Origin of the sequence: Bacillus sp. ISL-41 (assembly GCF_018613235.1) — a bacterium.
In the GTDB taxonomy this organism is placed as follows: domain Bacteria; phylum Bacillota; class Bacilli; order Bacillales; family Cytobacillaceae; genus Mesobacillus.
The window spans coordinates 128,486-147,700 of the sequence record NZ_JAGGQP010000008.1; the positions used below are offsets into that span (position 1 = coordinate 128,486).

Here is a 19,215-nt window from a genome sequence, read left to right on the forward strand (position 1 = left end):
TTTAAAAATCCTTGTTCCTTTTATCTGGCCCACTTCGTAATCGTAATTTTTGTCCCAGTTCCCGGCATGGAATCGATATCAAAATTGTCCATTAACCTTTTAACCCCCGGAAGTCCTGCACCAAGACCACCTGAGGTTGAAAACCCGTCCTGCAAGACCATCCTTATATCATTTATGCCCGGCCCATTATCAGCAGCAGATATCTGAATACCTCTTCGTCCATTTTCTTCTAAAACGTTAATTGTAATCTGGCCGCTGCCCGCGTACAAATAAATGTTTCTTGCGAGTTCCGATATTGCTGTCGTTATTCTTGCCTGGTCTACGCCACCAAATTGGAGTTCTTTAGAGATTTCTCTCCCTTTCTGACGGGCAAGCACTATATCAAATTCATTATTAATATTAATAATAATCGGTTCTGTCATCTGGTTAACCCTCTAACAATTGGCTTAATATCGAAATTCCTTGTTCAAGATCCAGTGCAGTATGGACATTTTCCAATGTTATGCCAAGTTCTATCAAAGTAATAGCGACCGCTGGCTGGATACCTGTCAGGACAGCTCTCGTACCCATTAGGCTTGTCATTACGATTACATCGCCTAAAACTTTGGCAATGAACGAATCAATCATATCGACAGAAGTCAAATCGATGACAACACCTTTCGCTCCTGTATCCTTAATTTTATTCAATAAGTCCTCTTGAAAAGTCAGTACCGTTTGGTCGTCTAGTTCTACTTGAATTGAAACTAATAAATAATCCTTTAATTTTAATATAGGAATTCTCATTTTATATGCCTCCAAATCATTAAACTCACCAGAATTCACTATGTACAAATAAATTTCCTTCAAGGTGGTCTGCATCCAAACACTTGCACGTTAGTAAATAAGATTTTAATTGGATTATACGCTATATAACAAGTGGTTTACAAATTAAAAGCAGTGTTTAATGTATGTTAAGCACAAAGGATAACAAAATAATAAATAAAATAAAAAACCTCCGGTCAGGAGGTTTTAAAAGTCAAAGAGCTGGGTAAAGGTTTAAACAACTGACTAAAATGTAGTTTTTGCCCCAAGGTATCGTGGCTTCCAGTAAGAGTTATTCATGTCACTGATTTCTACTCCTCTTGAAGAACCGGCATGAATAAATTTACCATCGCCTAGATAAATACCTGCATGGGAGGGACCTGCCTTATATGTCTCAAAGAACACTAGGTCTCCTACACGTGGTGAAGAAACAGGTTTTGTAGCATCCCAAATGGACGCAACTGTTCTCGGGATTGAAATACCGACTTTGCTATATGCATAGTTTAAGTATCCTGAACAATCAAACCCTGCCGGCGTGCTTCCTGCCCAAACATAAGGGACACCAATATACTTTTTGGATTCAGCAATTAATGAGTTCACTTTAGAGGTAGAACCATATGTTGCCATAACAGGAGTGCTTGCTGATGATACATTAGTAGCAACTGGTGTTGCAGCTGAACCCGATAGCTTCAATACCTGACCAGGGAAGATAAGATGCGACTTAAGATTATTGATAGACATCAATTGTGATAGCGATAAATTATGGCGAGCAGCAATCGTTGACAAATTGTCTCCGCTACGGACTGTATATGTGCTGGATGAGCTGGCTGGTGCTGTTGCTGCCGTTGTAGCTGCAGTCCCAGATACTTTTAATTTTTGTCCAGGATGAATCACATCGGATTTTAGCCCGTTCAATGATTTAAGTCCGCTAATGGACATTCCATATGATTTTGATATTCCCCATAACGTATCGCCTGTCTTTACGACATAAGTAGTACCAGATGTGCTTACGGCAGTACTAGCATCAGTTGAATGACTGTGCGGCGCTAGAACTGATAGTTTTTGATTTACATAGATGGTTGAGCTTGATAGATTATTCCACTTTTGAATATCATTTATAGCAACATTATATATATTTGAAAGTTTCCATAAAGAATCTCCAGATTGAACTGTGTGTAATTTATCGTGAGCACTTGCAGAACCATTGAATGATGTAAATAAAATCCCGGCTGTTGCAGCCACCGTCAAAAGCTGTTTTTTCATGTTAGAGCAACTCCTTTGATTTCGATTACAAATTAATAGTAGAGTTTCCCAAACTAGTTTTGAATCTATAAATATTGGTTTACAAGGAATTGTTTTCCTCTGGTAAAAATATCGTTTTCATGACAAAAGTTCGCAAAATCCCAATTTTGAAGGGATTACAGGCTCTTTTTTCCTTTTAAGACCCCTTTTTGTTACACTATTGAAATATAAGCTTAATCTTGCTGTAATTTTAAGTGACTATGCCAGTTGACCCAGTTCATTGTCATAACAAGGTCAAAATGACCTAATAAGTTGAACAAATATCGATTTTTCTTGATAGAAAATCAAAACAACCCCGCTGTCATGACAGCGGGGTTTACGTTTACATGTATTAAAGGTTGCGCTTGATTAATTGATTAGCTAAGTGATCCACCTGTTCGCTATTTCCTGTTTCTTTGGCAGCTGATGCAATTTGGTTGATCATTTGACTGCTCTCCGGATTTGTAGAGCTTGTTGAATGGAAACCTGTAGTTTTGTTTGTCTTGTTCGTATCTAAACCAGACGTTATTTCTTTTGCAAATTCTGTTATCCCTGCAGCTACCGGCTTATTAAAAGCAGTACTTGGATTGGTATTCTGGAAAAGCTGCCTCATTCCATCTCCCATTCGATTTCGAAAAATAAAAGCTGCTGCTGCACTTGCTACAACTCCCATAATCGAAAACGTCATGGAGCGATTTCTTTTAGGTCTGTACCCGAACATTTTCATCATGTTTTGAGGTATATTTGATCTCATTAACGCAGAAATCCATGCAGATCTATTCATCCGGCAGCACCCCTTTTTAAATTAGAGGAGTCATCTCCTCCATCAATTAGTATTTGATTTCTGCCGATCGATATACCGGAAAAAGATTACATAAGCAGCTGATTATTCTTTCAAAAATGGCTTTATTTTTCGGATGGCTTTCTCCAATTTTTTGGCATTCTTATTGTACATTGCCTTAGTACTCGAAGACTCTGTCGCAAGAGCAAATAATTCAAGGTCTGCCTGGCATTTATTAAGCATAGCCAGCAATAATTTCCTCGGCTGAGGTGATGGAATTTGAATTTGGTCATCGTACGTATCAATGAATAACTTCCCATAAGAATCTACTTGGCCTAAAAAAACATTGTCTAGCGTCACTCCTAAATTAGCTAGCTCAATATCCAGCCATCCTTTGTTTTTACCAGATGATGCTAATTGGTCATTCAAGACATTTCCATCCATTATGACAGTATATGTTTCTTTTTCAGGAGCTACCTGCATATCCAAGTCCTTTGGTGTTAGTGGTAGCAATTCTTTCTTTAGCAAAACACTTAAATCACCCTTTGGCTCCAGGACAGCAAACTCAACATCTGCAGTCTTAAAAACATTTTTCTGTCTTAATAATGAATTCAATTCATCGATTGTATATTTTTCCTTCTTTAAATTCTCTTCCATCACTTTTCCATCTTTAATTATTACCGTTGCCTTTCCTTCAAATAAATCTCTGAACTTCTTGCTTTTGATTCCGATGAGGTCATGCAAATATGTAAAGGATCCGAATATTACAATGGCCAATACCCCATGAAATAAATTCCCATCAAGACCCATTATTACTTCACCAGCAATACTTCCTATCGTGATACCCGAAACATATTCAAAGAAGGACAGCTCCGACAGTTGTTTCTTTCCGCCAATTTTCGTAATTGCAAACAAAGTCACTACAAACAAGACAGACGATATAATAATGTGCATCCATTCATTCATTTTCTCACCTCTAGCTTTTATACTGTGGCTCTTCCATTTCAAGCTGAGTTTTCCTGTTTTGCAGGTCCGTTTTTATTTCTCCTATGACCAGCATCGTTTCGTGAAAAACTTTGCTTGCCTCAGGAATATTGGTATTCAATGCCATAGAAGATAACTGTGCTTCGATTCCTTTAATCGTTGAAAGGACCTGGTTAACGTCTGATGCGATTGTCATTTGTTTCCCCCCTGTGTATATAGGAAAAGGGCGGGTTCCCCCTGCCCTCCTTCAGTTTCACTGTTTATATTGTGGTTCTTCTTGTACAATTTCCTGCAGACGTGGTTGAATGCTATCTATAACTGCCTGAGTTTGTTGGGCAGCTGTCTGATAAAGTTGCTTAGCTTGCTGATTATCTGTTCCAAGTGCAAACGTTTCTAAACTTGCCTGAGCACTTTTTAGACCAGCAATTGTTTGTTTTACTTGCGCTCCAACTGTCATCATGGTCCCTTCTTTCTACAGAATTATTTGTACTGTTTTAGTATGACTAGGCTGAAAAGAAATATGCCAGGCTAAATAGTTATTTCAATGCAAAAAGCCACCAGCATGCTTTAAGCAAACCAATGGCAGGTTATTTTTTATCTTCGTTCACCATAATTCTTGTGTTATATAATACGTAGCCGTTTTCCCATCTTGCGCGGATTTCCAGTGCATAATCACCAGAAGCTACATTCGAATCCTCAAGGTTGATAGGGTATCCTTTTAACCCTTCATATGCGAGCTTTCCCGATTTCATTTCCCATAAGTAGCATTTCACAGAATCAGGTGATTGTTCAAATAAGAGTTTAATGTTATCACCAGATTCAACAATGATCGGGTTAGATTCCCTTGCAAGGACAGCAGGATCGATATTATTATCTGCCGCAGAAGTCCGCCCCCATTTACTCAAGGAATATGTTACAGGCTTAATCTCAATAGTATGTTTTGCTACAACCACTTCTAAATCAGGAGGAACAGGTTTATAACGGCTATAAGTGCTCCAGCTGATTACACATAATAAAAACAAGAAAGACAATATTAGCCACGGAACAGACTTCTTCACCGCGATCCCCCATTTCCGGATTGCTTCCCATTAAATAGACGGGGAAATCAGCAAAAAAGTTTCAAATTTTCAGTTAACTTTTAATCAAAATCAATATTTTGCGTTTGGTAATTTTATACAATTTCTTATATACCTTATAAACTTTTTCCTGGTGTAATCCATTTTCGATAGTATGTAACATTCATTACATGCGTATAACATCTCTTATTTTATAATGAATAAATAATTGATAAAAAGTTGGTGATGAATATGCATGAAGTTCGATTTTCCCATCCTTCGGTTGGACATCCTGCTGTGATTGATTTTAATGAAAATCCTTATATCGTTATCTGGGAAGTGACAAGGGCCTGCCAGCTTAAATGTCTGCATTGCAGGGCAGACGCCCAGAATAAACCGGACCCAAGGGAATTAACGCCTGAAGAAGGTATAAAATTGATCGACCAAATTTATGAAATGGGAAATCCCATGCTCGTATTTACGGGTGGAGATTGTATGATGCGAGAGGATCTGTTTGACCTTGCTGATTATGCGATTAAAAAGGGTATGAGGGTCTCCATGACACCAAGCGCCACAGATAATGTGACAAAAGAAAAAATGGAAAGGGCGAAGGAAGTAGGACTTTCAAGATGGGCTTTCAGCCTTGATGGTCCCACCCCTGAGATCCATGACCATTTCCGCGGCACTCCTGGTTCGTTCGACCTTACAATCGAAAAAGTGAAATACCTGAATGATTTAAACATGCCTTTGCAGCTTAATACAGTTATCTCCCGCTACAATTACAACCATCTTGAACAAATGGCGGAATTAATGAAAGAACTCAAGGTAGTCATGTGGTACATTTTCTTGCTGGTGCCTACAGGCCGGGGGCAGGTAGATGCCTGCCTGACTCCAGCTGAACATGAAAAGGTGTTCAGGTGGCTTTATGAATTAAGCAAATCCGCACCATACGATATTAAAACTACTGCGGCCCAGCATTACCGACGTGTAGTATTTCAACAAAAGGCGCGGGAAAACAGGGTTAATAAGGCAGATGGGATTCGGTATGAGGATACCTTGACTAAAGATATGGCCTCTATGACTGATGGCTTGAAGCGAGCACCAAAAGGGGTAAATGACGGAAACGGATTTTTATTTATTTCTCACACTGGTGATGTTATGCCATCAGGACTGCTGCCGCTTTTTGGCGGGAATGTCCGTGAAAGGCCTTTGGCTGATATATATCGAAATTCCCCTATTTTCAAAGACTTGCGGAACCCTGACAAATATAAAGGCAAATGCGGTGTATGCGAATTCCGCTTTGTCTGCGGGGGTTCACGCTCCAGAACGTATGCAGTGACTGGAGACTATATGGACAGCGAACCATTCTGTGTCCATATTCCAGAGGCAATGCGTAAAAAGGAAACAAAGGTTTAACATCATCGGCTCCTTCTTAGGAGCTGTATTTATTTTTATCATCTTTGACACTTTCATGACATCGCCAAAACTGTGACATAAAGCACGGCAGCCAAGACCTTTCAGGTTTTACAATAAAACTAACGAAAGGATGGTGCAAAGATGACAATCAAGATTGATCAAAACGCATACAAATGGTTTGAAAAAGAATTTGATACACCTAAACCGTTTCACATCCGCCTTTACCCTCAATATGCCGGGTTTGGCGACAAGAACAAGGGCTATAGCCTGGCCTTCTCGCTTGAAGCTCCTGCCATTGCCGCCGAACAGCATGAGATTGACGGAATTACCTTTTATGTTGAAGCAAATGATACATGGTTTTTTGATGAGACAGATGTTGAACTTAAGTACAGCGACACCGCTGGTGAATTATTCGCCAATTATATAGAACACAATTAAACTCAAATGAGTCCCTGTATTAACCTGGGACTCTTTTACATTTCTTTTGGAGCTTTGATCCCCAATATTCTAAGCCCTTCCTCGAGGACAATGCTGACAGCATGTACTAACTGGAGCCGCGCATTCTTCTCCGCATCATTTCCAAGGATCCGCACTTCTCCGTAATATTTATTAAACGCCTGTGACAGATTGAGGACATATTTAGCAACAAGGGATGGATCATTTCTTTCAACCGCTTTCTTGATGGTATCCGGGAATATTTGCAGCTCAGTGATCACTGGCCATTCAGCAACAGCTGCCAGATTGGTGTCCTCATTCACAGATTCATCTTGAAATGCCACCTTTTTCAACAATGATTGTGCCCGGGTATTTGTATACTGAACATAAGGTCCTGTTTCGCCTTCTACTTTTAGCATCTCATCAAGGGAAAACTCAATATCATTCATGCGGAAATTCTTAAGATCATGAAAAACAACTGCACCGGTACCAATCATTTTGGCAACATCTATTTTATTGACCAAAGATGGATTTTTTTCTTCTATATTTCTTTCCGCCAACTGAATAGAATCTTTGAGAACATCTTCAAGCAAAACGACCTTGCCTTTTCTTGTGGACATTTTTTTGCCATCCTTTAACATCATCCCAAATGGAATATGAGTAATACCATCCGCCAATGGAAAACCCATTTTTTCAAGCACTGCTTTTATCTGTTTAAAGTGAAGGCTTTGTTCATTGCCAACCACATATATTGATTTCACAAAACTATACTCTTCGAATCTGTACATGGCCGCAGCTAAATCTCTTGTAGCATACAAGGTGGCACCATCTGATTTTGTTATAAGACAAGGCGGAAGTTCTATGTCATCCAATTTGACTACTTGTGCCCCATCAGATTCATCAAGCAGTCCCTTTTCTCGCAGCATTTCCACGATTGGTTCCATCTTATCATTATAAAAAGCTTCACCAGCATATGAATCAAACTCTATTTCCAAAAGATTGTATATCTTCTTAAACTCCTTCAATGATTCATCCTTAAACCACTTCCAAAGTCTAAGTGCTTCAGGATCCCCATTTTCCAGACGTCTGAACCAGTCGCGGCCCTCTTGTTCAAGCTGAGGCTGACTTTCTGCGGCTTCATGAAATTTTATATACAGCGCAAGCAGCTCCTGAATCGGTTCAGCCTTCACTTTTTCCTCATTTCCCCAAAGCTTATATGCCGTGATTAGCTTGCCAAACTGAGTTCCCCAGTCACCTAGATGATTGATTTTTACTGTTCTGTAACCACATTTTTCATAAATAAGCGAAAGTGAATTCCCTATAACGGTAGACCGCAGATGACCCATGGAAAATGGTTTAGCGATATTGGGCGAGGAAAGGTCAATTGTTATAGTCTGACTTTCACCAATATCAGAATCACCATAATGGTTCTTCTTTTGCTGAATTTCATTTAAAAGTTCTTTGGCGACTTTAGACTTATTTAAAAATGCATTTACATAGCCGCCAACCGCTTCAAACCGATCGAATGGTTCATCGACCCGGCTTTGCAAGCGTAAACTTAATTCTTTGGCAATTTCAAATGGTGGCTTCCTCATCGTTTTCGCCAATTGGAAACATGGAAACGCTAAGTCTCCCTGCTGCAGAAATTTCGGTTTCTCAATTAACACCTCTATTTCATTAGAAGAAAGAAGGCCATCGATCCGAGCGGCAAGCAATTCTGAAAACAGTTTTACATAATTCATTAAAAAACCTCCCTAATAAAAATAAAAAACTCCCGTCTCTTAAATAAGAGACGAGAGTTTATCCCGCGGTACCACTCATATTGTTCCATAATAAAGAACCTGCTTTCGTTGATAACGGGTAAATCCCGGCCGGCCCTACTCGTTTTCAGGCAAGCATCTCAAAAGTGCGCTTCATCATTCATTTGCACCAGGCTTCCACCGTCCCTGGCTCGCTATAGCAAGTTTAGAATAATTACTCTCTTTTTCATCGATTTGATATTTTTACCATTATAAACAATCAATGAACCATTTTGCAATCAATTTTTCACGACCATCAGCGAATTAAATTCTTGGATTGAACGCTTGTGTTCATCATACTTTTCAATATAGTTGCCGCCGGTATACTCTCCAATTACCTTGCGCCAAAAGTTCCTTGCCGGCTCATTTTTCTCAACCTGGGTAATACTCCAGTTCCCAGGGAATAGATCAAAAAGCTTGACGGCCGCATCCTTTCCAAATCCCTTCCGGTAGAATTTCCTCATGATAAAAAATTCAAGGATGACATTGGGGTCTCCACTTTCAACCATTGCAAAACCTGCAAGGTCCCCATCATGCATGATAAAAAAAGCATGTAAATCTGCTTCAGACCAATATGGTTGTAAATCAAATGGAGCAAAGCTGCCATTCACTTCAAGCTTGATATCCTGAAAGACGGTAAATTCGTAAATATAAAATTGGACTAAACTTTGAAGAATTTGTTCCTCTTCTTGTTTTACACGTACTAAATCAATCACATGGATTCCCCTTTTTTAAAAGTTATAAATAAGAATTCGTGCATTTAACCGGAAATCCTTTTTATCATTAGAAAAATTAATCTATAAATCACCCTGTAAATAAAGCAAAAATGAGCCCTCATCTTATTAGATAAGGACTCATTATACTAGTATTCTTCTATATGCCAAGTATGTGTAAACTGAATACAGCCCTTTAATGTTTGTGCGACCGGACACCCTTGTTCAAAGACATTCAATGCTCTTTCGGCAGCTTCACTTTTTCCTGCAGGGACCTTCAATTCATAGTGACAGCTGATTTTCGTGATTTTAAGGACTCCTTCCGGTGCTTCAATTGTTCCTTGGACTTTAGCCATGACTTTATCAGGGAAAGTTGGTATTTTACGCGCCTCCAGCGCGCCAGATAGGGTTCCGACCAGTCAGCCGCCTGCTGCAGAAACAATATGGTCAAGCGTTGACGGATATTCTACCTCCGGGTTTACACCATAGAACTGCTTTACACCACCATGGACGCCAAAAATCAAAGGCTCACTAAAACCCTCAATGTATGCCTCCCTGATTTTGTTGGGAGTATCTTTTTGGAACACTGCAATCTTCGTTAGCGCAATTGGCTCTGACAACTTATACGATCCCTCCTTGTTTTTCTGACTCCAACATATAAGAAACTGCGCAATTTTTCAAATAATAACCTAATTTCTTTTAAAAAAGGCAGCCCGACTTTTTTATTCTATGATACAAGCTGATGCTCGTCCGATATTTTTTCATATGATGTTGTTGTAAGGTTCGGATCTTACCTATCTTCTAAAACGGAAGGAGGTGGAGAGATGTTAATCACTGCGATTGTTGTTCTTTTGCTGGCTCTTGCTTTGGTCGTTGCAATCTTGTTGGGTCAGGATGCGTTAGCTGATGTCCTTTACACTTGCATCGGTGAAGTAATTGCTGTAGAAAACGGTGCTGCTTAATCTCTGAAAGATTTGTGACCTGAAGTTCCTTACAGTCTCCCTGGCTATACCGGTATTAGCTGGGGAGATCTTAATTAAACAGAAAGGATGATCTTTAATGAATGAGAAAGATCTAAAGCCCCATCTTGAATCTTTAAAAAAAGATCCGTCATTAAGTGAAATACTTAATTTTTCTCAAGCGGTGTTGAAGAAATTACCAGAGGACACTAACGAGAAAGTATCTGAGCTTATTAACCCACCTGGGAAAAGTGAATTAAATACAGATACCCTTAATTCTCTGATGGGTGCTGTACAGGGTATGGTAAATCCAACTACTTTATCCATGATTTCAAAGACATTGAATAAGACAGAAATAAATAAAGAGGAGTCAAGCACTACAAGCTTAAATCATAAGCTCGACAAGCTTTCATCAGAATTGGGCGAGTTGAGAGAGCAGTTGGGTGCAACAAAGGTACTGCTGGCCGAACAAAGCAGTCGTATTGAAGAACTCGAGGCAACTGTCCAATCTCTTAAACGACGGAGGAGACGATGAATAAAAATAGAGTCCTTCATTCACTATGGAGAACTCAATTTTTATGCGGATTAAAAATTAAGTAGCAAATAGATAGCTGTTCCCCACATAATCATAGCCGATATCTTATTTATGATACCGAGAAAACCCTTTGATTTTCCTAACCTCCCCACTTGACGGCCAACAAAAGCAAGGGCGAAAAACCAGATCCATGAAGTTAAGATACAGGCGAGAGCAAAAGTGAATTTCGCTGGTCCCGAATAGGTAAGAGAACTCGTTCCGATCACTCCGACCGTATCCATGATCGCATGGGGATTAAGCAAAGAAACCGAAGCAGCAAAGGTTATTTGTTTTTTTGGGGAAAAGGCCTCCTGTTCAGCTGTAACTTCAGATGGCTTACTTCTCCAGGTTAAATAACCCATGTAGATTAAAAAAAGTATCCCTGCTGATAAAAGCAATGTATTTAGCCAGGCAATCTGAAGAACGATAACCGATATACCCAGAACAGCCAAAGTGATTAAGAGTGTATCACTTATCGAAGCTGTCAGGATAACAGGCAATACGTTCCTATATTTTTTATGTATCGATCCCTGATTGAAGACAAACACATTTTGGACTCCTAACGGAAGGATCAGCCCGAAAGCGAGGATGAAACCATGAATTCCTGCTGCTAGCATAAGTCTACTTCTCCTTCTTCAATACAACTGAATTTATTCCAAGGCAGCAAACGACTGCCATGACAATTTTCACAAAAGAAAAGGACTTAGCACAAAGTCCTTTTCAATTAATCTTTTAATATTTTCTCTGAGATACTGAAAACAGCTAAAGTGATAATAAATGCAAAGATGCCAGAGTAGATTTTATTTTCCCAAGCAATTATATTATTGGCGAATGTTAGGATTGTAGCGATAAAGAAGCTTGCGAAAAGAACTTGAGAGACATTTAATTTCTTTTTCATTTTTTACTCCTTTATTTTAATAGACTCACAAAATCTAATATTGCCAAATCAACCTGGTCAATGTGTAGATTTTCTTCAAGATCCCAGAGTCTTATATCAGACATTTCTTCGTTTTGTTGAAAGGGGCGCAAAGAGTTAGTTGCCGAGTAGTATACTGGATTGAACTTTTCAGCTCCGTTCAGGTAGTTTTTCACCCTCGCCAGGCCAACAAATTTAAGATCAACGATGGATTGTCCTGTTTCTTCAAGAAGTTCTCTTCGAGCGCAATCCAAAGGTGTTTCGCCTTTCTCCCTCTTTCCTGCCGGCACTTCCCATTGCTGCCTGAAGGTGTTGTATCCAATTAAATATTGACCCTTCACCTTAATAATGGCATACGATCCAGCCAGCGGCTGGTATTGCCCCATATCCTTTTCTTTGATTTCTAGAATTTCTATCAATTCAAAACCATTATTCTGCTTCGTGACCATGAAGCAACCGTCCTTGCTCGTCACGCACCCTTGCACCAAAGTGGACATGCCAGTGCATATGCTTATTGCTCTGGTATTTTCCAGTGTTTGTAGAAATCGTGCATGCGCCATAATCCTTTTCAAGCATAGAAGCAGCCTGCTTTACTACATGGAGAACATCACTCATGATTTCGGCTTCCTCATTGGAAACTGACAAAAAAGATAAAATATGTTTTTTGGGAATGACAATAATATGAACCTCATAATATGGCCGAGTGTGGTAAAACGCGAGAGTGTGCTCCGTTTCAAACACCTTTTCTACCTGGGTTTTGCCGGATAATACCTCTTCACAATAGAAATCCTCCCATCTTGGTTCAGCAAACATTTAAACACCTCTTTTCATTATTTTTCTCCACTTCGGAACAATGAGCTAAGTTTCTTTTTTGAATAACGCAGCTAATAACGCCGATTTTCCAAATTGTTTTGTCTCATTTTCCATATCTCTCATTTTCCGGATTTCAACCGCTGTGAAATCATGAAAAATTCCTTTGAGTTTTTCATCAGAAAAGCCCAAACCGCCTCGCATGCTTCTGCCTCTGTATACTTCCCAATCGGAAATGTCTGCCCCGCCAAGCTCTCCACCCTCTACAAAGCAGGTTAGCGCAAAGGAACCACCAGGCTTCAAGGCTCTTTTAACGAGGCAGATATAATCCATTCTCCTGTGCGGCGGGATATGGTGGAAGCAGCCAGAATCATAGACAAGATCGTAAGTACCCTCTTCAATATCCAAATCAAAAATATTACGTTGAATAAAATTCACATGTACCTTCTGTTCTTTTGCCCTTTCTATAGCCCATTCCAGTCCTTCTGCCGACTGGTCGACGGCATGGACATTAAAGCCATTTCGGGCCAAATAAATTGCATTCCTTCCAGGTCCACAGCCTAACTCCAGCGCTTTTCCCGCTGTTATCCTGCTCTTTTCCATATACTCCACTAAATTCTCATCGGGATGGTTTTCAAAAAAAGGAACTTTTCTTTCCCGGTCAGAGTAAAACTGATCCCAATTGAACTCACTTTTTTCTTTAAGAAGATGATCCAGCATTGTTAATAAATCCTCGTAACTATGTATGGTTTCTTTCATAATTCCCCTCCAAAATCTCGTGTTTACCCTCTCACCGGTGATATAAGGTGGAGGTGACGTTTGTTGCTGTTTGGTTTTATTAATATCGGCCTCATTGATCCTGAGTAATTCAACGTAACTTCTTCTTCCGTAAAAGCTTTTAGCGCCTCGATTAAAAAGGTGCTGTTCAACGATAGTGATAATTCCTTTTCACCATATACATCCATGATTTGCTGAGTTTCTTCAATTTTGCCTAATTCCGGGGAATATGAGGTAATCTTAAGGGTGCTTCCATTTATTAATTCCAATTTCACATTGTTGTTCCTTGATTCCCGATTAAATAAACTGGCGCGGTCGATTCCTTTTAATAATTTGGAATTTTGGACAGTAATCATTGTCTTTGGATGTGCTGGAATAAGACTGTTAAGATTAGGATAATTTCCTTCAATTAATCTTGTGGACATTGCTAGATTTAGAGTTTTGAATACGAGGTAATTTTCACAAACATATATAGTAATCAAATCCTTGGCACTGCTGAATAGTCTCATCAATTCTTTAACTGATGCTAGCGGTATTATATAGGAACCTTCGATATCAATTTCAACTTCGCTTTCTCTCATCGCTAATCTGTGGGAATTGGTGGCTGCACATATCATTTTGTTATCCTGTAAAGTGACCAGCAACCCGGTCAAAACTGGGCGGTTATCAATTGTCGAAGCAGCAAACGCCGTTTGGCTTATCATTTCATTTAACAGAAGGCCAGGTATTTGGACACTCTTACGAAGATCCAGGACTGGAGTGTTAGGATATGCCTCAACGTCAAAACTGCTCAACACGACAGAGATTTCCTCAGTCTTGATTGATAGTTTATGCAGATCAATTAACTCAACCATCAGTTCTTCAGGGAGCTTTTTCACCAATTCACCTAAATATTTTGCAGGAACCACAACGCTTCCTGTTTCATAAACAGTCAAATTTCCTTCAGCCTCGAGAGGGATTGTTTTTTCAACAAAAAATAAATGATTGCTGACGATAAGAGTCAACCCTTCAGCATGAGCTGTCATTTTCATTCCATTCATGATTTGCGGCTCTGCTTTAGCTGATATACTCCTGCTTAATTCAGATATTGCTTCATAAAAACTGCTTCTATCAATTTTAAATTTCATGACCTTTTCCCCTTCATTTCACCTATATAATTTAATTCGACAAAATTTTGGAAAATCCTTGTAAAACTAGAAAAAAAAGCGACCTTCTTTTCCAGAAGAATCGCTGAATATACAAAGCTTTATTTTTCGATTATTGCCTGGATTACATGCCCTACTCCGGTATGCAATTGACCTTCAACTCGTTCCTGTTCTCCGTAAAAGAAATGCATTATTTTGAACCCTTTCAGCCATTGTAAAAGGTCAGCTGGATCGTATAGCATATCTAATGTTTTGGGCCCGCCTGTTCCATATTGGATCTGGTCCTCTGAATATACTTCAAGCATGACTATGCCTCCAGGTTTGACAGCCGATACAAGTTTGTCGAATACTGTTTTTTGGTCCTGCTTGGAAAAATGGCCAAAAACCATGATGGCTGCATCGAATTCCTCAACTGGTACCTCATCCTGGATTAAATCTTTTTGTTTTGTTTTGATATTTACTCCATAACGATGAGCCAGTGCTTCAGTTTTTTCCAAGCCATTCTGCGCATAATCATAGGCTGTTACTTCAAGACCTTGCCGTGCAAGGTAAACAGCATTCCTGCCTTCACCTTCAGCGAAGCATACAACTTTTCTTCCCTTCTCGAGCCTATCTGCCTGTTTTTTTATAAAAAGGTTCGGCTCTTCACCATAAACATATTGCTCAGAGCCAAATCGCTCATTCCACGGATTTCCCATACTCTCACTCCTTCCTGATTATTATACCCAATACCCTTTTTTTAGTATGATTAAAGAACATAAGGCTAACCTATTTTTTAATGGGTAAAAAAAGATAAGGAGGTGGATTAAGTTGAAAGAATTATTTTCGATGGACGAAGTCAAAAGCTTGATCAGCGATAATGAATTAAGCTTTGTTTATGTGTTGACTGACAGTTGAAGTGTCTGCCATGGTCTGCTTCCTCAGGTTGAGGAAGTGATGAAGGATTTCCCAAAAATTAAAACCGGCCTAGTCAATGCTGGAAAGGTCGAAGAAATAGCGGGTTTCCTGATGGCCTTTACCGTTCCCGTGATCGTCCTCTATGCAGACGGGCGAGAATATTTAAGGGAAGCCAGATTTGTCCAGGTTGAAAAGCTAAGGGAAGATCTTAACAGAATTTACGAAGGTTTTTTCGGTGAATGAGGAGGAGCTTGGGCAAAACCAAGCTCTTTTTCATTATTCCAGGTTTAGGTTGTTTTCATATATTAATTTTCCTTGTGATGAATATGCAGAAATTTTAGTCACAAGGCTTTGTGCATTTTCAACATCCGATTGATGATACCAGTATTTCCTGCTATTGCTTGTTATGATTTCGGCATTATACTTGCGATTGTTAACCTCTAGAATAATCTTCTCGATTTCGGGCTGAAAGATTTCTCCAATAAACACGGTTCTATATGTATTACTCCCGTTCTGGTAATACTCTCCCTGTAACCATGTTGATGCCCCAAAGGAAATAGGATCGGTGGGACCGGAGCCAGATTGTTCAAAACCTGAAGCTCCTCGATATTGCCAACCTTTATCTTCTTTTACATACTGAATGACACCATACCCATTGATTTTTTCGTATATGGAAAAAGCATCTTTATTATTTGTCTTATCAGTAAAAATAATATTGGCAGTTTCAATCCCACTATCCAAAGCCGCCTGTTCAATCGTCTTCTGATCTTGGACGGTGACATCTGCCTGTTCATCACTACAGCCAGCAAACAAAACACTGGTTGTTAAAATAACTGTCAATACTGTCTTGTTCAATAGAAATCACCCTTTCACCTATACTGTAACATACGTATTCAACACGGAAGATAGATATAATGCATTAAGATTGACTGAATTTTAACATATAAATTTCCATTTAGATTAGGGTATGAATACCTTTGTATATAGCAAAATAATTAATGGATCAACTTCCTTTCATAAGGAGACAAAGCATGAATATAGAAACGATAAGGAGTGCAATCATGGGTATATTAAGCGGGAATCCTAAAGATGAACCAATGCATTATGGTGAGGTATATGGCACGTGGAGCCATTTATCCGTCAATCACGGACTAATTGCAGCTTACCAGACATTTATCAATCATATTGGTGATGAGGATCTAAAAAAGCTTGTTCAAGAAGCCATTGAAGCAATGCAGGAAGAAAACAAGCAGGTTGCGGAATTGCTTAAGTCAAACGGGATTGGTCTTCCTCCCTCACTTCCTGAACGCCCGGTTGCCCATCTGGAAGATATTCCACCGGGAGCAAGATTCAGTGACCCTGAAATTGCCGCTGCAGTTTCGAAGGACGTTGCGGAAGGCTTAGTAGCTGCCAGCACGATGATTGGTCAAGCCATCAGGGAGGACATTGGAGTAATGTATGGACAGTTCCATATGGCCAAAGCACAATTCGGAGCTAAGATGCTAAAACTGAATAAAACAAAAGGATGGTTAATTCCTCCTCCATTGCAAGTGAAATCTACCGAGAGTTAAATAATATTGTTATGTAAACTTATTGAAGGACAACAGCAGGCCAAAGTGGTCTGCTGTTTTAGATTGATTATTTATTGTACATGGTGATTCGCCCTGGGAATTGTTCGAGTCGGACAAAATTTTGCTGCTCAACTTCTACTTTTGTCCGAAGTTACCCCGAAGCCTTTCAATATAGAAAATCCCGTTGCATTTCTCTCAAAGCTGTCTGAAGTTGACCCAGGTTCGGACAACTTTCCGTTGATTTCTTTAAAAGTTGTCCGAAGTAGGCCCGGGTTCGGTATAAATCATTGAATAGCGGTGGAATACATATTCCATACTACAATCAATGTGAGCTCACCTTTAACTATTTCCGCCAAATCCTCTTGTTTTCAATTCTTCTTGTGTATCCGAGTGCATCGAGACGCTCAAGGAAAGGAATCATGTATTTTCGCGATAACTCCACGGCTTCCTTAGCTTGGGGTACCTCAAACTCATCCCCTGTATATTTTCTTAGTCTCTCAACCGCATCGGCAAAATGAGCTCCGTACCAGGCATACTGATCATCAAGCAGGACAATCTCTCCCTGGTCTTCAAGGAAGCGTTTCAACTCAACTGCTATGGAGTCCGGGATGCCGGCATTTTTTATATAATCATTCAGATAAGCAACTTTTAGGCCATCTTCCTTGAGTTCGTTAAGCATATTCTCTGTCCGCTTCACCCAGTTTTTCGGGACATGAGGAACGAAGCTTGCAAGGTAAATATACTGTTCTTTCCTGGAAAATAAGCCCTTATTGGTGCCATTATCAATAATGAATTCAAGCAAAGTTTTCGAGAAAGATTTTTGCAGTGACTGAAGCAGCTCAGCTTTGTTCATCCCGGTTCTCATAGGGTTTTCCAGATGGTAATCTCCCAGCCGGTCCTTGATATCCTCTTCAATGAGTTCGACAACTGAGACAAGGGCATATTCCTTATTCGAAACCCGGACAAACTGGTCATCGTTCAGATTGGCCAAAATCGATCCTTCATCTAGAGCAGTCCGCTTAATCAGGTCTTCCACAGATAAACTCTTTGCTTCATATAAAGCGGCATTCATTCGTTCAATTGGTGTACCTGCCTTCTTTTTCTCCAGTTCTTCTATTGTCTGCTGACCAAATCGATATTTATTTCCACGCGGGTCAATTACCCATCCGCCGCCAATCGTTTCCTGAGGGCTTGGCCTGCGGACAATGAACCGGTCTCCGCGCTTCGTAACAATTTTTTCATCCAAACGCAGCTGACAAAGGATTTCCCCATTGTCTTCTTTTAGTTCATTTCGGTCAAAAAAGACAATCCGTCCCATTACTTCGGCGGTGCCGATATGACACTTAATTGGCGTCCTTTGTTTTACCAAATGCTCGAGGTCCTCGACCACTCTTATAGCGACATCAATCGTATTCGTAACAATAAAGTGTTCAGAGGAAACCAGGACTTCCCCGCGTTCAAGGTCATCCTTCGAAACCCCCGATAGATTGATGGCTGCCCTCTGGCCGGCGAAAGCCGTTTTTGCCGGCTGATGATGCACCTGCAGCTGACGTGCCCTCACTTCAATTCCAGACGGCAGGACTTTTAGCAGCTGGCCCTCTTCGACTGTCCCTTCGTAAACAGTACCTCGGACGACGGTACCTTGGCCTTTAACTGTAAATACCTGGTCAATCGGCAGCCGGAAGGCCCCCTTAGCATCACGCATTTCTTGCTCTTTCAGCGTTTCTATAATCAAATCTTTTAATTCATGAATTCCTTTTTTAGATAGACTATCGACCATCATAAACGGCGCATCCTCAAAGACTGTCCCTTCAAGTTCACCAAGAATATCATCTTTCACAAGTTCAACGAACTCTTCTTCAACCCGGTCAATTTTTGTAATTGCAATAATACCTGAACGGATTCCGAGGAATCCAAGAATATCGAGGTGTTCCCGTGTTTGTGGCATGACACCCTCATCCGCAGCAACTACCAGTACTACAAGGTCAATTCCAGCAACACCGGCAATCATCTGGCGGATGAAGCGCTCATGTCCCGGAACATCCACAACGGAAATTTGCAGATCCTCATCCTCATATAATGGCGCAAATCCAAGTTCAATTGATATCTGCCGTTCCTTTTCTTCTTTCAGGCGGTCAGTATCCACATTCGTTAACGCTTTAGTCAGCGATGTTTTCCCGTGGTCAATATGACCTGCCATCCCAATGGTAAAATACCTCTTGCTCAATCCTTACACCTTCTTTTGATATGTATAAAATAACTCTAACTTTAAAAGCAAAATAGTTCAAGCAACGGAAATCA

General features: G+C 40.0%; 27 protein-coding genes and 1 other annotated feature. Of the genes, 6 read left to right on the top strand and 21 right to left on the bottom strand.

Translation table 11 applies throughout. From position 1 onward, the window contains the following. Positions 1–20: 20 nt before the first annotated feature. The 8 genes from J7I80_RS03915 to J7I80_RS03950 all read right to left on the bottom strand — a co-directional run bounded on the left by J7I80_RS03915 (position 21) and on the right by J7I80_RS03950 (position 4,905). On the bottom strand, positions 21–422 hold the full coding sequence (locus J7I80_RS03915) for an anti-sigma regulatory factor (protein WP_214736091.1): 402 nt from the start codon (positions 420–422) through the stop codon (positions 21–23). Positions 423–426: 4 nt separating this feature from the next. Further along, complete coding sequence (locus J7I80_RS03920; protein ID WP_192471792.1) at positions 427–783, bottom strand: STAS domain-containing protein; 357 nt, start codon at positions 781–783, stop codon at positions 427–429. 264 nt (positions 784–1,047) lie between these two features. Continuing rightward, complete coding sequence (locus tag J7I80_RS03925; protein WP_214736092.1) at positions 1,048–2,064, bottom strand: C40 family peptidase; 1,017 nt, start codon at positions 2,062–2,064, stop codon at positions 1,048–1,050. Between the two features lie 370 nt (positions 2,065–2,434). Further along, positions 2,435–2,866 carry a hypothetical protein gene (locus tag J7I80_RS03930; RefSeq protein ID WP_214736093.1) on the bottom strand — a complete coding sequence of 144 codons (432 nt, stop codon included), beginning with the start codon at positions 2,864–2,866 and terminating at the stop codon, positions 2,435–2,437. Between the two features lie 102 nt (positions 2,867–2,968). Continuing rightward, positions 2,969–3,829 (bottom strand): DUF421 domain-containing protein, encoded by an 861-nt coding sequence (locus tag J7I80_RS03935; RefSeq protein WP_214736094.1) that lies wholly within the window; start codon positions 3,827–3,829, stop codon positions 2,969–2,971. A gap of 10 nt (positions 3,830–3,839) precedes the next feature. Continuing rightward, positions 3,840–4,043, bottom strand: coding sequence for a DUF1657 domain-containing protein (locus J7I80_RS03940; RefSeq protein WP_214736095.1), 204 nt, complete (start codon positions 4,041–4,043; stop codon positions 3,840–3,842). 57 nt (positions 4,044–4,100) lie between these two features. Then, positions 4,101–4,304, bottom strand: a complete 204-nt coding sequence (locus tag J7I80_RS03945) for a DUF1657 domain-containing protein (protein ID WP_214736096.1) — start codon at positions 4,302–4,304, stop codon at positions 4,101–4,103. Positions 4,305–4,434: 130 nt separating this feature from the next. Beyond that, positions 4,435–4,905, bottom strand: coding sequence for a hypothetical protein (locus J7I80_RS03950; RefSeq protein ID WP_214736097.1), 471 nt, complete (start codon positions 4,903–4,905; stop codon positions 4,435–4,437). A 249-nt stretch (positions 4,906–5,154) separates the two neighbouring features. Here J7I80_RS03950 and J7I80_RS03955 point away from each other — a divergent pair, with 249 nt between their 5' ends. Both J7I80_RS03955 and J7I80_RS03960 read left to right on the top strand, forming a co-directional pair. Continuing rightward, a complete protein-coding gene (locus J7I80_RS03955; protein ID WP_214736098.1) occupies positions 5,155–6,318 on the top strand; it encodes a TIGR04053 family radical SAM/SPASM domain-containing protein in 1,164 nt (387 codons plus the stop codon). Between the two features lie 141 nt (positions 6,319–6,459). Beyond that, complete coding sequence (locus tag J7I80_RS03960) at positions 6,460–6,756, top strand: HesB/YadR/YfhF family protein (RefSeq protein ID WP_214736099.1); 297 nt, start codon at positions 6,460–6,462, stop codon at positions 6,754–6,756. A 35-nt stretch (positions 6,757–6,791) separates the two neighbouring features. Here J7I80_RS03960 and argS read toward each other — a convergent pair whose 3' ends face one another. From argS to J7I80_RS03980, 4 genes are all read right to left on the bottom strand, one after another. Beyond that, positions 6,792–8,495, bottom strand: a complete 1,704-nt coding sequence (gene argS / locus J7I80_RS03965; RefSeq protein ID WP_214736100.1) for an arginine--tRNA ligase — start codon at positions 8,493–8,495, stop codon at positions 6,792–6,794. A 43-nt stretch (positions 8,496–8,538) separates the two neighbouring features. Further along, positions 8,539–8,752: a binding site (T-box leader), on the bottom strand. A gap of 39 nt (positions 8,753–8,791) precedes the next feature. Next, positions 8,792–9,268, bottom strand: a complete 477-nt coding sequence (locus tag J7I80_RS23230) for a GNAT family N-acetyltransferase (RefSeq protein WP_214736101.1) — start codon at positions 9,266–9,268, stop codon at positions 8,792–8,794. A gap of 146 nt (positions 9,269–9,414) precedes the next feature. Next, positions 9,415–9,684 carry an OsmC family protein gene (locus J7I80_RS03975; RefSeq protein WP_214736143.1) on the bottom strand — a complete coding sequence of 90 codons (270 nt, stop codon included), beginning with the start codon at positions 9,682–9,684 and terminating at the stop codon, positions 9,415–9,417. Beyond that, positions 9,685–9,885, bottom strand: coding sequence for a hypothetical protein (locus J7I80_RS03980; protein WP_214736102.1), 201 nt, complete (start codon positions 9,883–9,885; stop codon positions 9,685–9,687). A 204-nt stretch (positions 9,886–10,089) separates the two neighbouring features. On the opposite strand from J7I80_RS03980, the gene J7I80_RS03985 reads away from it, so the two are divergent. Both J7I80_RS03985 and J7I80_RS03990 read left to right on the top strand, forming a co-directional pair. Further along, complete coding sequence (locus tag J7I80_RS03985) at positions 10,090–10,227, top strand: hypothetical protein (protein ID WP_023614298.1); 138 nt, start codon at positions 10,090–10,092, stop codon at positions 10,225–10,227. A 97-nt stretch (positions 10,228–10,324) separates the two neighbouring features. Further along, positions 10,325–10,759: a hypothetical protein gene (locus tag J7I80_RS03990; protein WP_214736103.1), complete on the top strand. Its 435-nt coding sequence runs from the start codon at positions 10,325–10,327 to the stop codon at positions 10,757–10,759. A 50-nt stretch (positions 10,760–10,809) separates the two neighbouring features. On the opposite strand, the gene J7I80_RS03995 is transcribed toward J7I80_RS03990, so the two are convergent. The 7 genes from J7I80_RS03995 to J7I80_RS04025 form a co-directional block, all read right to left on the bottom strand. After that, complete coding sequence (locus J7I80_RS03995; protein ID WP_214736104.1) at positions 10,810–11,415, bottom strand: LysE/ArgO family amino acid transporter; 606 nt, start codon at positions 11,413–11,415, stop codon at positions 10,810–10,812. 107 nt (positions 11,416–11,522) lie between these two features. Further along, positions 11,523–11,696 (bottom strand): hypothetical protein, encoded by a 174-nt coding sequence (locus J7I80_RS04000; protein WP_214736105.1) that lies wholly within the window; start codon positions 11,694–11,696, stop codon positions 11,523–11,525. An 11-nt stretch (positions 11,697–11,707) separates the two neighbouring features. Beyond that, complete coding sequence (locus tag J7I80_RS04005) at positions 11,708–12,163, bottom strand: NUDIX hydrolase (RefSeq protein ID WP_214736106.1); 456 nt, start codon at positions 12,161–12,163, stop codon at positions 11,708–11,710. Further along, on the bottom strand, positions 12,144–12,527 hold the full coding sequence (locus tag J7I80_RS04010) for an HIT family protein (protein ID WP_214736107.1): 384 nt from the start codon (positions 12,525–12,527) through the stop codon (positions 12,144–12,146). Before J7I80_RS04010 ends, J7I80_RS04005 begins: the two co-directional genes overlap by 20 nt. Before the next feature lie 45 nt (positions 12,528–12,572). Continuing rightward, a complete protein-coding gene (locus J7I80_RS04015) occupies positions 12,573–13,283 on the bottom strand; it encodes a class I SAM-dependent methyltransferase (protein ID WP_214736108.1) in 711 nt (236 codons plus the stop codon). A 23-nt stretch (positions 13,284–13,306) separates the two neighbouring features. Continuing rightward, positions 13,307–14,428: a DNA polymerase III subunit beta gene (gene dnaN / locus J7I80_RS04020; RefSeq protein WP_214736109.1), complete on the bottom strand. Its 1,122-nt coding sequence runs from the start codon at positions 14,426–14,428 to the stop codon at positions 13,307–13,309. A gap of 119 nt (positions 14,429–14,547) precedes the next feature. Further along, a complete protein-coding gene (locus J7I80_RS04025) occupies positions 14,548–15,144 on the bottom strand; it encodes a class I SAM-dependent methyltransferase (protein ID WP_214736110.1) in 597 nt (198 codons plus the stop codon). A 238-nt stretch (positions 15,145–15,382) separates the two neighbouring features. Between J7I80_RS04025 and J7I80_RS04030 the strand changes: the two genes are divergently transcribed. Beyond that, positions 15,383–15,586 carry a YbbN family protein gene (locus tag J7I80_RS04030; protein WP_214736144.1) on the top strand — a complete coding sequence of 68 codons (204 nt, stop codon included), beginning with the start codon at positions 15,383–15,385 and terminating at the stop codon, positions 15,584–15,586. A 33-nt stretch (positions 15,587–15,619) separates the two neighbouring features. On the opposite strand, the gene J7I80_RS04035 is transcribed toward J7I80_RS04030, so the two are convergent. Further along, on the bottom strand, positions 15,620–16,198 hold the full coding sequence (locus tag J7I80_RS04035; RefSeq protein WP_214736111.1) for a hypothetical protein: 579 nt from the start codon (positions 16,196–16,198) through the stop codon (positions 15,620–15,622). 206 nt (positions 16,199–16,404) lie between these two features. On the opposite strand from J7I80_RS04035, the gene J7I80_RS04040 reads away from it, so the two are divergent. Continuing rightward, positions 16,405–16,914: a DUF3231 family protein gene (locus tag J7I80_RS04040; RefSeq protein WP_214736145.1), complete on the top strand. Its 510-nt coding sequence runs from the start codon at positions 16,405–16,407 to the stop codon at positions 16,912–16,914. Between the two features lie 343 nt (positions 16,915–17,257). Here the strand turns inward: J7I80_RS04040 and selB are convergent, their stop codons facing one another. After that, positions 17,258–19,141, bottom strand: coding sequence for a selenocysteine-specific translation elongation factor (selB, locus tag J7I80_RS04045; protein ID WP_214736112.1), 1,884 nt, complete (start codon positions 19,139–19,141; stop codon positions 17,258–17,260). Positions 19,142–19,215 lie beyond the last annotated feature (74 nt).